Origin of the sequence: Paucidesulfovibrio gracilis DSM 16080 (assembly GCF_900167125.1) — a bacterium.
Taxonomy (GTDB): Bacteria; Desulfobacterota; Desulfovibrionia; order Desulfovibrionales; family Desulfovibrionaceae; genus Paucidesulfovibrio; species Paucidesulfovibrio gracilis.
The window spans coordinates 329,772-342,693 of sequence record NZ_FUYC01000001.1 but is presented as its reverse complement, the minus strand read 5'-3'; the positions used below and the strand labels follow the sequence as shown (position 1 = coordinate 342,693).

Here is a 12,922-nt window from a genome sequence, read left to right as displayed (position 1 = left end):
GCGGGGTCAGTCTTTATTCAACTTCAGGTTTCCGTATCCGCCCCAGGCCTGTTGCACAACGCCGACAATGACCAGGGCGTCGGGATCAATCTGGGAAACCATGAAACGCAGGTCATTGACTCGCGAACGGCTCACCGTGCAGTACAGCATGGTGCGCGTTTCCCGCGAGTAGCCGCCGGTCACGTCCCACATGGACACGCCGCGCCGCATCTCGTTGACCAGGGCGAACCGGATCTGGTCCGCTTTCTTGGTGATGATCACGGCCGTGCGCAACTGGCTGACGCCTTCCATAATGAAGTCCGAAAAAATGCCGGACAGTACCAGGGTGAACAGGGCGAGCATGGCCATTTCCCAGTTGAAGACCACTCCGCCCACAAAGACCACTGCCAGATCCGTGAACAGATACACCTGGCTCATGGGGTAGCCGGTATAATTGTGGATGATGCGCGCCGGTATGGACGTACCCCCGATGGTGGAGCCGAAGCGGTAGATCAGGCCATTGCCCAGGCCAAAGGTGACGCCCGCATACAGGCTGGCCAGAAACTTGTCATGGGTGATGGGGTACGGCTCCAGCATTCCCGGAAGAATGCCAAGAAACAGTTCCACGAACAGGGAAAAAGCAGCAACGCAGACTACCGTGGCCGCCAGAAAACGCCACCGTCCCAGCTTGAAAAATCCCAATACCAAAAGCGGAACATTGAACAGCCAGATCAACAGACCCTCGGAAATGCCGCTGAATTTATTGACGATGATGGCCAGGCCGCTGACCCCGCCTGCCGTGATGTTGTAGGGTACCTGGAAGAGCACGAATCCCAAGGCGGCCATGGCCGCGCCGAAAAGGATCATGAAGTGCCGCGTGATGAACCGACGCAGTCGCGTTGCCGGGGGCATGTGAAGTTTTTTCTGTACCTTGGCGGCAAGACGGCGACGACGGCTTTCTCTGCTGATCTGCATTCGATATAAATTCCGAGGTTTGCCGCGAGGGGAGGCTCGGGCCGCAGCCCACCCATACGGACGTTCAAAACCCCTTGGCTATCACAGCCCCGGGGTGCTGACAAACATTCCGGATTTGCGGCAAGGTTTCCTGTGCTGCATACATAAAAATGCATCAAAAAAAACCCCGGGACGATCCGTACCGGGGTCAATGACGGAGGGGAAAATCGTCTACCGACCGGCCGATTCCGCCTGTAGCGCTTCGAGGGCCGCAATGCCGATGGCCAGGGCCGCATCCGTATTCTCACTGTGAAACAGGTCACTTTCCTTAGAGAACATGGCCTTCCACAACGTGCTGTGCGGATCCTTGGGCCGGGCGTCCAGCAAACGAAATTCAAAGCCGCGTTGTTCCAGAATGCCTGCCAGCCGCAAGGCTTCATTCACATGCCGGGTGGCCTGGTCGGGCAATTCCTGTCCCAGAACAGCGAACAACGCCGCGTGCAATTCCTCATGGGTGATCATTCGTCGGAGCCTCCGGCAGCACAGGAACACGCCTCGGAAAGACGGGATTCCACATAGCCGAGGTGGCCGTCGTCCCAGGATTCCACGTCGAAACAAAGCGCGTCCTGGCCGAGCAGTCCCTCGGGAACATAATCACCCGCTTCGTCGGGATCGCTGACCATGTCGTTGTAAAAACAAACCGACAGCCAACGGTCGCTGGGGTCGTCGTCGATGATATCGATCATGGCGAAAAGATTCCGGTCCGAGTCGGCCTGCTGCGAATGGGTCGCACGCAAAGAATACGTGATCCCCGGGCGGGCGATCCACTCCAGGCGGATGCCGTCCATGCCTTCGCAATGTTGCTTCAACCGCAGAAAGCAGTCTTTGCAGCGATTGCCGTTGTCGTTCCACTGTGTCACAAATTCGTTGATTTCATTGAATGTTGATTCGGTCATGATGATTCCTTGCCATGCCTGAAGCGTGTTGACGGAAACAGTACGGAAAAACCCTACCGGAATTGTAGAAAAATATATAATAATTTTAAAGAATTAAAAAGTCAAACCAGGGTCGAGCAAGAGGGCATGGCGTTGAAGAAATGAAAGGCATGCCTTCGGCGACCAGGAGGCCCGCGGCCCCCTGGACCCCCGTTTACCGGTCTCGCGCTGCGCGCGGCCGGGGGCGTGGGGTGAAAGGGCGTCGGAGGAGTGGCAAGGCGGAGCAATGCGGCGGCGTGATCTCATGTTGCCGCGATTTCCGGGATGGCTTCGCCCTCCCGAAACTCGCGGCAACGGTGCGCCCCCAAAAGCAAAGGAACGGCTTCGGCCGTTCCTTTGCTTTTGGGGAGGGGGAGGAAATAAAAATCAGGTAAACAAACGATACCCGCGACAGGCCGCAGGCCTGGAGCTAATGAAAGTCTTTGGAAGGGGGGTCCAGGGGGGAGAACCTTTCTCCAGAAAGGTTTCCCCTCTGGTCGCCGAAGGCTATGCCCTTCTATGCTATTTCCCGCAGCATTTTTTGTACTTTTTGCCGGACCCGCAGGGGCAGGGTTCATTTCGGCCCACTTTGGGGGTGGCCCGGCGCTGGGGTTCGCCGCGTACTTCACCGTCCACGTAGAGCCACTGTCCCTCCTGTTTGCGGAAGGAGCCGAGTTCCCGGTGTGCCTGGCGCACGCCGGACTGGGAGTACCGAGCGACAAAATCCACTATGCCGGTCTCGTCGTCGGGTCCGCCGTCTTCGGTATGCAGGATATCCAGGCCGTCCCACTGGGCGGTTTCGGACCACTTGCGTGCGGCTTCGATGTCGAATTCGTCTCGTTCTTCAGGCAGAAGTGTATCGCGCAGATATTCCAGGTTTTTGATTGCATAGGCCGTGTAGCGCGAGCGCATCAGGGCTTCGGCGGTGGGCGCGTGTTCCCGGCCCTGGATGTAGGGTTCACAGCATTGGTCGATGGTCTTGCCGGACCCGCAGGGGCAGTTATTCATGGTCGGTTTCCTCCGTAGCCTTGCGGCAGGTGTTATTCTGAGCGGTTTGTAGCCGATAATGGTGGGAAAGAAAAGTGTGTGCGTGGGGCCGTGGGTGGGGCTTATCTTTCGGTGAGGGATTTGGTAGGCTTTTGGAATGTTATACATCGCAGAAGACGTATCCATTCCGCTAAAGGAAATTCGGATTCGGGCGGTACGTTCGTCCGGTCCGGGCGGGCAGCATGTGAACACGGCGTCCACCAAGGCGGTGTTGCGCTTCAATCTCGGTCGTTCACGGCGGCTAACCCAATTGCAAAAGATGCTTTTGCGCGGCAAGTTGCGCCGCAGGATCGGCAAGGACGGCGTGTTGACGCTGGCGTGCCAGACGCATCGGAGTTTTGAGCGCAACCGGGAGGAGGTTTTGCGACGTTTTGCGGACCTGCTGGCCGAGGCGCTGGCTCCGGTGATGGAGCGTGTGCGCTCCGGGGTTCCGGCCGGGGAGCGGCGTCGCCGTTTGGAATCGAAAAAGCGCCGGGCTTCGGTGAAGCGCTGCCGCGGGCCGGTGCGCCGGGAGGATTGGTAACGTGCTCCGGGTGAACATCGACAAGATCGCGAAAAAATATTCGGAGCTTGGGGATGAGGAGCTGTTGGAGCTGGGGCGCGGCGGTCAATTGACGCCTGAAGCTCGGCTGGCGCTCAAAACAGAGCTGCTCAAGCGCGGGCATAAGGAGCTGGGCTGGATCGACGAAGCCCGGGCTGCTGCGACGAGTGCGGGCCGATACGCGCTGGGCGGCTGGCTTTGGGGACTTTTTGCCTTTGTGGGCGGCGTGTATCCCGCCTTGTCCGCCTGGATAGCCCTGGGAGCGTGGAATGCGCTAGAGCCGTCCCTGACCGGGGCGGGCGTGGGGCATCCCCCGTTGGTCACCATTCTGCTCTGGCTCACCTTGTTTACGGGGGCGGCCGTGTTTGTTCTGGGTCCGCTGTCCGTCGTGTTGTTTCGGCGGGAGGATCCGCGCGCTCCGGCCTTGACCCGCGGAGTGTTGTATCTGGTGCTATTGAGCGCGTTGACCCAATTGTTGACGTTGGGTCCAACTCTTGGTGTGGCGCATGCCCGGCGTTTTCTGGAGGCGGCGGGCTGGTTTTATTCCGTGCATGCGGTTTTGGCGGGATTTTGGTTGTTGTACCTCAACCATTCGCGGCGCGTTCGCCGTGCATTGTATAGGGATGAAGCATGAGCAAGCAATTTGATTTGTCCGTCATGGACGGCATGGACCGGCGCGAGGTGCGTGAATACGTATCATCCTTGCTCTGGCAGTTGCGGCTTTGCGACGGCTTTTGGTTCCTGAATGTGGAAAAGCGCCATGGCCGGGCCGAGGCCGAGGCGGTCAACGGTCTGGTTTGGGATAAGATGGGCGACTTGGCGGCCCGGGACGTGCTGGAGCGGTTCGGGCCATTTGCGGACACGCCGTGCGGGTTTTGGAAGGCGTATGAATATTTGCCCTGGATACCCACTGTGGAGTGCGCGGTGGAGCATGACGCGCCCGACGCCGAGGGCGTGATCCGGGGCATCACAGTGACGGTCCGCCGCTGCCCGGCCCAGGCCGGACGGGAAAAGCATGGCCTGGAGCCGTATGAATGCCGGGAGATGCACGAGACCGAATTCCGCCGGTTTGCCGCGCGCGTGTCCCCGTCCGTGCAGGTGGAATGCGTCCAGGCACCGCCGGATCCCACCCCACCGGAGTATGATTGTCGGTGGCGGTTTGTCCTGCCCGTTGGAGCGGGCGGCGATCGATAGCCTTCCGTCAGCCCCAGGGCCAGACAGGAGCCAGGGCGCGCAAGCTCGGTTCCACGCCGGTTTGGTAGGGGACTTCGAGCGTGACCACGGGCGGGGTGTGCACCGGCCCGGTCTCGGCGAGAGTGCCGAGTACCTGATGAAATTCGATGCTTCCCTGCCCCACGGCCAGATGTTCGTCAGCACCGCCGTGATTGTCGTGCAAGTGCAGTTGCTCCAACCGGGAACCGAGAATTTTTGCCCAGCGGGAGATAGGCTCCCGGCCGAAAACGTGCCAGTGTCCCACATCCAGGCACCAGCCCGCCAGTCCGTCCAGTTTTTCCAATAGGGGAGCGAGCTGTTCCGGCCTAGTGTGGCAGATGTTTTCCAGCACCACACGTGTTCCCTGGTCCTGGGCCTGCTGTGCCGTGGTTTGCAGCAGGGGCAGGGCGCGTTCGTTCCACCGTTCATATTCCGCGCTGGACTGAAACCGTGGCTGACCGCCATGCACCACCACGGTGACCGGGGCAAGTTCGCGGCAAAGCAGCAAGGTTCTGTCCAGGCTCTGGCGGGTCCAGGCCATTCGGTCCGCGTCCAGCGCGCCGAAGTCCAGTCCGTTGAAGGGCGCGTGCACCGTGCAACGCAGGTTCGCGTTGCGTAGTGTCTGGGCCAGGGGGACCATTTGCTCCGTTCCCATCCGGTTGACCTGGTCCGCCTCAAAGCAAATCTCGGGTTGCAGCCCGTGCTCCACGAAATATTCCAGCCCACCGGCCAGCAAACTGGCAAAAGGCAGCTTTACAAAGAGCCGATCCTCTTGGGGACCGGTCAGGATCTTTTGTGATGTTTGGTCCGTCATATCGGTACGGTAGACCAGCCGGCGGTTCGGGGCAAGGTCGCGTGGGGCATGATTGTCTTCCGTCTACATGGGAAATTATAATTTATAGAGCATAAATATATGCTATCCGAAAAGAGCGAATGTGCAACGTTCAACACGGAGGCGGTATGCGCAAGGTTTGTATCGGGGTCGCCATGGCGGCCGTGACGCTGCTTTTGGCGGTGTCCAGCGGGCTGGCCTACAAGGTGCCGGACGAGATCGTGATCAAACGGCCCAAGGGAAACACACCGCTGTCGGCGTGGGTCACGGAAGTGAAGTTTCCGCACGGCATGCATGCGGTGAAGAATGCGTGTGAGAGCTGTCACCATAAGGAATCCGACAAAACACTGGGGGAGTTCGTGCCGTGCAGTCAGTGTCATAAGAGTGATGATCCGGATGACCCGACCGGATTTTTCCGCGCCTGGCACACCGAGGCCGCGCCCAGTTGCCTGGGGTGCCACACCACGCGCCGCACCCAGGGGAAGGATAACCCGGTGGGCTGCACCACGGCCTGCCACAAGCCGTGATAACCGCCAAAGGAGAAAGCTATGCAGGACATTTCGCGTTTTGAACAGATGCGGCTCCTTGGCGAAGGCAGAGGAACGAGTCGCAGAGAATTCATGCAATATTGCAGTGCGCTTGCCGTGCTCATGGGTATGGGACCGGCTTTTGCGCCCCAGGTGGCCCATGCCCTGACCAAGAAGAAACGCCCCTCCGTGATATATCTGCATTGCGCGGAATGCACAGGCTGCACCGAGGCGCTGCTGCGCAACGTGGGACCGTTCTTCGATGAATTGATCATGGAGACCATTTCCCTGGACTATTGCGAAACCGTCATGGCCGCGGCAGGCGATGCCTCCCATGATGCCCTGCTCAAGGCCATGAATAATCCCGAAGGATACATCTGCGTCATTGAGGGAGGCATTCCCACCAAACACGGTGGCGAGTTCGGCAAGGTGGGCGGGCAGACCATGCTCCAACTTTGCTCGGAAGTGGCGTCCAAGGCCATGGCAACCATTGCCATGGGTTCGTGCGCGTCGTTCGGCGGCGTGCAGGCGGCAGCGCCCAATCCGTCGGGTGCCAAGGGTACCAACGAAGCCCTGGCCCATGTGGGCGTCAAGGCCATCAATATTGCAGGATGCCCGCCCAACCCGGCCAACTTCGTGGGAACTGTGGTCCACCTGCTCACCAAGGGCATGCCCAAGCTGGACCAGTGGAGCCGTCCGCTGATGTTCTTTGCCCAGACCGTGCACGACAAGTGTCCACGGCAAAAGCATTTCAACAAAGGCGAGTTCGCCCCCAGCTTTACGAGCAAGGAGGCCAAGCAGGGTTGGTGCCTCTATAAACTGGGCTGCAAGGGACCGTATACATATAATAACTGCCCTACGCAGCTGTTCAATCAGGTCACGTGGCCTGTGCAATCCGGTTCACCCTGCATCGGGTGCAGCGAGCCGGGCTTCTGGGACCAGTATTCGCCATTCTTCTCGGCCATTGAAGACGGGCCGGACGAAAAATAACGCGCGCCAACCGGAACAAGGAGAGGCCAGAACATGCAGAAGCACGCGAAAGCCAACGGCAACCGGCTGATCATCGACCCGGTGACGCGCCTTGAGGGACATCTCAAGGTGGAGGTGGAGATAGAGAACGACCGGGTGAAAAACGCCTGGTCCAGTACCCAGCTCTTCCGGGGTATCGAAATGATCCTCAAAGGACGTCCCCCCGAGGATGCGCCTTTATTCACCCAGCGGGCCTGCGGGGTCTGTACCAACACCCACGCCCTGACAAGTATTCGAGCCATTGAGGACGCCCTGGGCGTGACGCCGCCCCCGGCCGCGCAATTGATGCGTAATCTGATCCTCTCGGCCCTGCTGGTCCACGACCACCTTGTGCATTATTACCATTTGCACGGGCTGGACTGGATCGACATGGCTTCAGCCATTGAGGCGGATGCAGCCGCTGCCGCCAAAATCGTCGGGGAAACCAGCGGCCGCGAGGCCGATCCCGGCGAATTGTACATCGTGCAAAAGCGGCTTAAGGACTTCGTGGCCTCGGGCCAGCTCGGATTCCTGGAAAACGCCTACTTCTTGGGCGGCAATCCCGCCTACCGGTGTTCGCCCGAGGAAAATTTGATCCTTTCGGCCCACTACATCGAAGGGCTTCGTATTCAGCTCAAATTGGCCCGGGCCATGGCCATCTTTGCGGGCAAGAATCCCCATGCCCAGACCATGATCGTAGGCGGCATGACCTGCTACAACGCCATGAACACCGACGCCGTGGCGCACTTCCGCACGTTGTGGGAAGAAACGCTGGAATTTGTGGAAAATGCCATGATGCCGGACATCACTCTCATGGCTAGACGTTTCCCCGAAGCATCCAATTATGGGCGAACTTCCAACTTCTTCGATTTTTCGGATTTTTACGACACGGACGGGAACAATCCCTATTTCCGTTCCGGTGTGCTCTGGCAAAACGATTTCGGCAAGACCGAGAAGTTGGAGGTGGACAAGATCGAAGAACACGTGGCCCGGAGTTGGTACGTGGGCGACGATGCCCGCAAGCCCTATGACGGCGTCACTGACCCGAAATACACCAGCTATACGGATGAGGACAAATACTCCTGGTCCAAGGCGCCCCGGTACAAGGGCGAACCCATGGAAACCGGACCCCTGGCGCGACGGGCCATTGCCTATGCGCGAGGCGAGGAAGAAACCAAAAAGCTGTTGGATCAGGTCTTTGCAGCAGCCGGACTGAAACCAAAACAGCTTTTCTCCACCATGGGGCGGACCATCAGCCGTGTGGTGGAAACCACCATGCTGACCCGGCGCATGAAGGGCTGGATCGACGAACTGGACGAGCGAGCCAAAGCGGGCGACGACGAGCTTTGCGTGGACTGGAAGATGAAGGATTCCGCCAAAGGGGTGGGATACTGCTGTGTGACGCGTGGCGGGCTTTCGCATTGGATCCGCATAGAGGACAAGAAGATCGGCAACTTTCAGATGGTGGTGCCGTCCACCTGGAACTTCGGTCCCCGCTGCAAGGAAGGCAAGATCGGTCCGTGCGAGGAATCCCTGATCGGCTGTCCGGTCCCTGACCCGGAACGGCCCGTGGAGATTCTGCGGACCGTGCATTCCTTTGATCCGTGTATTGCCTGCTCTGTGCATCTCGTGGATGCGCGAGGCAAAAAGATTCAATCTGTTCGCGCACTTTAGCGCGAGAGTCCTTTGTCCCGGCGGCCCGTCAGCTCCCTCCTCGGGCGGGCCGCCTCACTTTCTTCTTTTCCCCGAGCTATTTCGCCACATCCAACCGGCGTTTGGTGGCGTATAAAAAGCGGAGGAATTCATATTCAAAGGGTGTCCCGGCCGTGTGGTAGCGAAAAGGGATGCGGGCGCGTTTGTCCACGCCGCGAATCAAAGTATTGGCCTGCCGCACGGGATTGCGGTGCTCCACATCCAGCATGTCGTACACGGCTTCCATCTCATAGTATGTGATGACCATGTCCACGCCCGATCCCAGAGTGTCGCGCAGATTGGACGGACCCAGCACGGGCAGGACCAGGTATGGACCCTGGTCGACACCCCAGACGCCCAGGGTCTGGCCGAAATCTTCTTCCTGGCGATCCAGCCCCGCGCCCGTGGCCGTATCCACCAACCCGGCCATGCCCAGGGTGGAGTTGAGCACGAACCGCAGCAGGGTGGTGCCGCTTTTGCCTAGGTCGCCTTGCAGCAGGCAGTTGGCCAGGGTGGGAATCTCATTGAGATTGTCGATGATGTTGCTCACGCCCGTGCGTAGGGGCGCGGGCAGCACTTTTTGATAGACGTCCACCGCAGGGAGCAGCACGTAGCGGTCGATCTCCGCGTTCAGGGCGTACATGGTCCTGTTGAACCCTTCCATGGGGTCGGACACGTACAAAGGGGAGTCGGTGGAAAGCGGGGCATCCGAAGCCGGGGCATGAGAGACCGGAGTGCGAAATGCCCCGGGTTGCAGTCCGTTGTTTGGCTTTGGAACGTTTGTCGTGGCGCAGCCCGACAGACCGAAAACAAGAACGGCCAGGATCAGCATGGTGTGCAGGAGCGGGGTGCATCGGCGGGCAATGCTGGTCATGCGTCACCCCCTGCATCAGGTTTTCTCTGGAACGTTGCGGCCTGGTCGGACAGGTCAAGCTGCTCCAGAATGCGTGCGGCAAAGGGTGGATGCTGAAAACTGCCGCAGTGTCCTCCATGCGGAAAAAGATGGATGCGCGGTCCAAAGGTCTGAAGCAGGAAGTCGCGTTCAGCAGTGTTCAGAATGGGGTCGTCCATGGTGCCGAGTACGGCCACGTTGTCGGCCTGGCCCAGGTAGCGGGCAATGCTCTTGAGGCTGCATTCGTGCAGAACACTGGTCCGGGTGGCCGAGGGATCGCGGTATTGGATGTACGGCAAGAGGAATTCCTCGAAATATTGCTCAAAAGTGATCCTGCTGGTCACGTCGAAATACGGCAGCAAGGGCGTGGTGCGCGTCAGTTGCGTTTCCGGGCGAACCACATATCCGGCCCGCAGGCAGACATCCGAGCTGAAGACCATGGAGGCGCAGGTCATGCGAAAGCTTGTGGCAATGAGCGTGCGCAGGTCCGTGTCTGAAAGATCCAGGCTCTGGAAAAACGCGATGATTTGCTCGCCGCTGAGACTGCCCAGGTCGTTGGCTTTATAGAACCGGGTGAACTCGCGGATAAAGGTTCCCAGAATTTTTTCCGCCTTTTCCATCCCTTCCTCTCCGCCGCCGAGCCAGGAGTCGAAAGTCAGGGCTGAATTGAACAGGTCCACCGGCGGATTGAGCACCAATACCCTGTGGAATTGAAATTCTTTGGCCCTGGCGTCGCGTTCCGCGAGAAAGGCGCTGTGCAGTCCGCCAAGGCTGTACCCGGCCAGACGAATGTCCGTGACCTCGCGTTCATCTTGGATCTGGTCGCGGATCACGCGCATGACCCGCCAGAGGTCGTCCACGTCCCAGGGAACATAGCCGGTGATGGCGTGCTGGGCCATGCTCACGATGAATTGAAATTGGGTGGGGGAGCTGAGGCAAACCGTGTGGCAGCCCGCTCCATGCAGGAGCTGCTGCAAAAATTGCATTTTGGATTCGTCGTACCGTCCCCCGGTCCCGGCGATGAGAAAAACCAGGGGCGCGGGACCGTCCTGCAGGGTGACGGAATACTGCATGGCAGCGTTGTAATGGAACACGTCCGGCACGAGGCGGTCCTGGATTTCCAGGGAGCGGATTCGAGGCTCGACACGGCTGGGAAGCGCGACCCGGTGTTCTGGCGGGGTGCCGAGTATGGTCGCTTCGTAGGGATTGGTGAAAGGAAACGGGTCATCTCTGTCGGCCCCCTGGCGCAAGGGGGCGGAAAACGCCGGGATGGTCCCCCATGCAGCTAGCAGCGTGAGCAGGAAAAACAGGCTGAAAAAAAAGACGATTCTTCGCATCGCATTCCTTTGCGGTTCAAGTCGTTGGCAGTCTCCCACTTGCGCCGCTGCTACCTGATTTCCAGGTGGAGCACAAGATGCTGCCGCCCTTGAACGAATGGCATCGCATACAGGCGGAAAGCCTTTTACGTATATTTCGTTCGGCAAAGACAGTTTTTAGTATACGGTTTCTTGGGGTTACCGTTATTCTTGAAAAGTATAAACTCCGTTCTCACCATCGGTTGCACCAATTAAAATTCCGTGTCCTGGTTGACGCAAAAAAGTGACGGCGCTAATTATCTCATGATTTTGAAATTCATTTTCAAGAGAGGCCGCCATGGAGTATGCTGTTGAAGTGGAGCACCTGCGCCACAGGTATGGAAAACATCGCGTGTACGAGGACTTGAACTTTCGGATCCCCGTTGGAAAAGTGTTTGGTTTGTTGGGCAAAAATGGGGTGGGGAAAACCACGCTCATCAAAATTCTGATGGGGTTTTTGCGGCCCACCGGCGGCTGTTGCCGTATCTTGGGCGATCCATCCTATGCCTTGTCCCCGGAAACCCGTCGGAGGGTGGGGCTGCTGTTTGAAGGCCACATGGCCTACGAGTTCATGACCATTGCAAGCGTGGAGCGTTTTTTTGCACCGTTTTATCCCCAGTGGAAGCGGGAATATTATTACAGCCTGACCGACAAATTGAGGCTGCCCCATTCGCACCGAATCGCCAATATGTCCGAGGGGCAACGCTCCCAGGTTGTGCTTGGCCTGATCATGGCCCAGCAGCCGGATCTGATGATTCTGGACGATTACACCATGGGATTGGACGCCGGGTATCGCCGCCTGTTTTTGGAGCATCTGGCCGAGTACCTGCGGGAAACGCAATGCACGGTGCTGGTGACCTCCCACATCGTGCAGGATCTGGAGATGTTCATGGACGAGGTCATTTTTCTGGAGCGGGGCGGAATGGCCACGCAAATTTCAAAAAAGCGTTTTTTGGAAGGATTTCGGCTCTATCGTATGCCATGCCCGGAAAATGGACCCCGCCTTTGCCGCAATGACGTGATCAAGAACGTGGAACAGAGCGGTGACATGTTGGAATTGTACTCATTCGCGGATGTCGGGGAAGTGGCTGGCCGGTTGCGGAGCGAGGGGATTCCCTGCTCGGCTCTGGAACAGATTCCCATGACCTTTGAGGAAGCGTTCATCGGATTCACCGGAAAATACTAATGTGTATGGCGAACCGGCTGAATCTGCCGGGGCTGTCGTCATGAGGACCATATCGTGTTTCGTTCACTCCTTTTGAAGGAATATTCGAAGTTGCGGGCCATGGGCTGCCTGGCGTTGGCGGTTCATCTTGCCGTGCTCGGATACATTTACCTGAGTATGCGGCGGTTGTTTCTGTTGGATCATGCGGAAGTGGTCTGGTATCGCGTCATTCATTTGGGGACCATATATTATGAGCCATTGCAATTGTTGCCGCTGTTGACGGGCGTGTTGCTGGCCGTGGCCCAGTTCCTGCCGGAAATGCGCGGGCAGCGGTTCCGCATTTCCCTGCACCTGCCCGTGCCGCCGCATGTGGTGGTGCTTGGGCATCTGGCCGTGGGCTTGGGAATTGTACTGACCCTGTTGCTGCTTGACGTGGGCGTACTGGCGGTCATGACCCTGGAGCGTTTTCCCGTGGAAGTGGCTTGGCGCGCAGTCTGGACTGTGCTGCCTTGGGCCTTGGCAGGTTTGGCCGGATATCTCGGCACGGCGTTGGTTCTCCTGGAACCGGTCTGGCGGCTGCGGGCGGTGAACCTGCTTGTGGGGTTCGGTGTGGTGGGGCTGCTGCTGCATCGGGCCGCACCCGGGGCGTATGCGCCTTCCCTGGCTTGGAGTGCATTGCTCGTGGCGTTGCTCGTTCCGTCCATCCTGTACCCCGCGTATCGTTTTCGTTTAAGGAGAGCCTAG

The 12,922-nt window shown here is 58.7% G+C and carries 15 protein-coding genes; 8 read left to right on the top strand and 7 right to left on the bottom strand.

The annotated features are described in order from the left end of the window. Positions 1 to 6 precede the first annotated feature (6 nt). From B5D49_RS01570 to B5D49_RS01550, 4 genes are all read right to left on the bottom strand, one after another. A complete protein-coding gene (locus B5D49_RS01570; RefSeq protein ID WP_078715886.1) occupies positions 7 to 954 on the bottom strand; it encodes a YitT family protein in 948 nt (315 codons plus the stop codon). Between the two features lie 210 nt (positions 955 to 1,164). Continuing rightward, positions 1,165 to 1,455, bottom strand: coding sequence for a hypothetical protein (locus tag B5D49_RS01565; RefSeq protein WP_078715885.1), 291 nt, complete (start codon positions 1,453 to 1,455; stop codon positions 1,165 to 1,167). Continuing rightward, positions 1,452 to 1,889 (bottom strand): hypothetical protein, encoded by a 438-nt coding sequence (locus B5D49_RS01560; protein WP_078715884.1) that lies wholly within the window; start codon positions 1,887 to 1,889, stop codon positions 1,452 to 1,454. Before B5D49_RS01560 ends, B5D49_RS01565 begins: the two co-directional genes overlap by 4 nt. A gap of 540 nt (positions 1,890 to 2,429) precedes the next feature. Beyond that, entirely contained in the window at positions 2,430 to 2,915 is a 486-nt protein-coding gene (locus B5D49_RS01550) for a YchJ family protein (RefSeq protein WP_078715882.1), read from the bottom strand. A 136-nt stretch (positions 2,916 to 3,051) separates the two neighbouring features. On the opposite strand from B5D49_RS01550, the gene arfB reads away from it, so the two are divergent. From arfB to B5D49_RS01535, 3 genes are read left to right on the top strand one after another with little or no spacing between them, the layout of a single operon-like run. Next, entirely contained in the window at positions 3,052 to 3,477 is a 426-nt protein-coding gene (arfB, locus tag B5D49_RS01545) for an alternative ribosome rescue aminoacyl-tRNA hydrolase ArfB (RefSeq protein WP_078715881.1), read from the top strand. 1 nt (position 3,478) lies between these two features. Further along, on the top strand, positions 3,479 to 4,129 hold the full coding sequence (locus B5D49_RS01540) for a hypothetical protein (protein WP_078715880.1): 651 nt from the start codon (positions 3,479 to 3,481) through the stop codon (positions 4,127 to 4,129). After that, positions 4,126 to 4,689, top strand: a complete 564-nt coding sequence (locus tag B5D49_RS01535; RefSeq protein WP_078715879.1) for a DUF6125 family protein — start codon at positions 4,126 to 4,128, stop codon at positions 4,687 to 4,689. The genes B5D49_RS01540 and B5D49_RS01535 overlap by 4 nt, the downstream gene beginning before the upstream one ends. 7 nt (positions 4,690 to 4,696) lie before the next feature. Here the strand turns inward: B5D49_RS01535 and B5D49_RS01530 are convergent, their stop codons facing one another. Continuing rightward, complete coding sequence (locus B5D49_RS01530; RefSeq protein WP_078715878.1) at positions 4,697 to 5,521, bottom strand: sugar phosphate isomerase/epimerase family protein; 825 nt, start codon at positions 5,519 to 5,521, stop codon at positions 4,697 to 4,699. Between the two features lie 146 nt (positions 5,522 to 5,667). Between B5D49_RS01530 and B5D49_RS01525 the strand changes: the two genes are divergently transcribed. The 3 genes from B5D49_RS01525 to B5D49_RS01515 are packed head-to-tail and all read left to right on the top strand — an operon-like array spanning position 5,668 to position 8,748. Then, positions 5,668 to 6,066 carry a cytochrome c3 family protein gene (locus B5D49_RS01525; RefSeq protein WP_078715877.1) on the top strand — a complete coding sequence of 133 codons (399 nt, stop codon included), beginning with the start codon at positions 5,668 to 5,670 and terminating at the stop codon, positions 6,064 to 6,066. A 21-nt stretch (positions 6,067 to 6,087) separates the two neighbouring features. After that, on the top strand, positions 6,088 to 7,056 hold the full coding sequence (locus B5D49_RS01520; protein WP_078715876.1) for a hydrogenase small subunit: 969 nt from the start codon (positions 6,088 to 6,090) through the stop codon (positions 7,054 to 7,056). Between the two features lie 33 nt (positions 7,057 to 7,089). Beyond that, positions 7,090 to 8,748, top strand: coding sequence for a nickel-dependent hydrogenase large subunit (locus tag B5D49_RS01515; protein WP_078715875.1), 1,659 nt, complete (start codon positions 7,090 to 7,092; stop codon positions 8,746 to 8,748). 76 nt (positions 8,749 to 8,824) lie between these two features. Here B5D49_RS01515 and B5D49_RS01510 read toward each other — a convergent pair whose 3' ends face one another. Further along, positions 8,825 to 9,640: an MlaA family lipoprotein gene (locus B5D49_RS01510; RefSeq protein WP_078715874.1), complete on the bottom strand. Its 816-nt coding sequence runs from the start codon at positions 9,638 to 9,640 to the stop codon at positions 8,825 to 8,827. Beyond that, the gene (locus tag B5D49_RS01505; RefSeq protein WP_078715873.1) at positions 9,637 to 10,995 is read right to left on the bottom strand and encodes a hypothetical protein; all 1,359 of its coding nucleotides are present in this window, start codon (positions 10,993 to 10,995) and stop codon (positions 9,637 to 9,639) included. Before B5D49_RS01505 ends, B5D49_RS01510 begins: the two co-directional genes overlap by 4 nt. Positions 10,996 to 11,311: 316 nt before the next feature. On the opposite strand from B5D49_RS01505, the gene B5D49_RS01500 reads away from it, so the two are divergent. Further along, positions 11,312 to 12,199, top strand: a complete 888-nt coding sequence (locus B5D49_RS01500) for an ABC transporter ATP-binding protein (RefSeq protein ID WP_078715872.1) — start codon at positions 11,312 to 11,314, stop codon at positions 12,197 to 12,199. Between the two features lie 54 nt (positions 12,200 to 12,253). Continuing rightward, positions 12,254 to 12,922 (top strand): hypothetical protein, encoded by a 669-nt coding sequence (locus B5D49_RS01495; RefSeq protein WP_144019044.1) that lies wholly within the window; start codon positions 12,254 to 12,256, stop codon positions 12,920 to 12,922.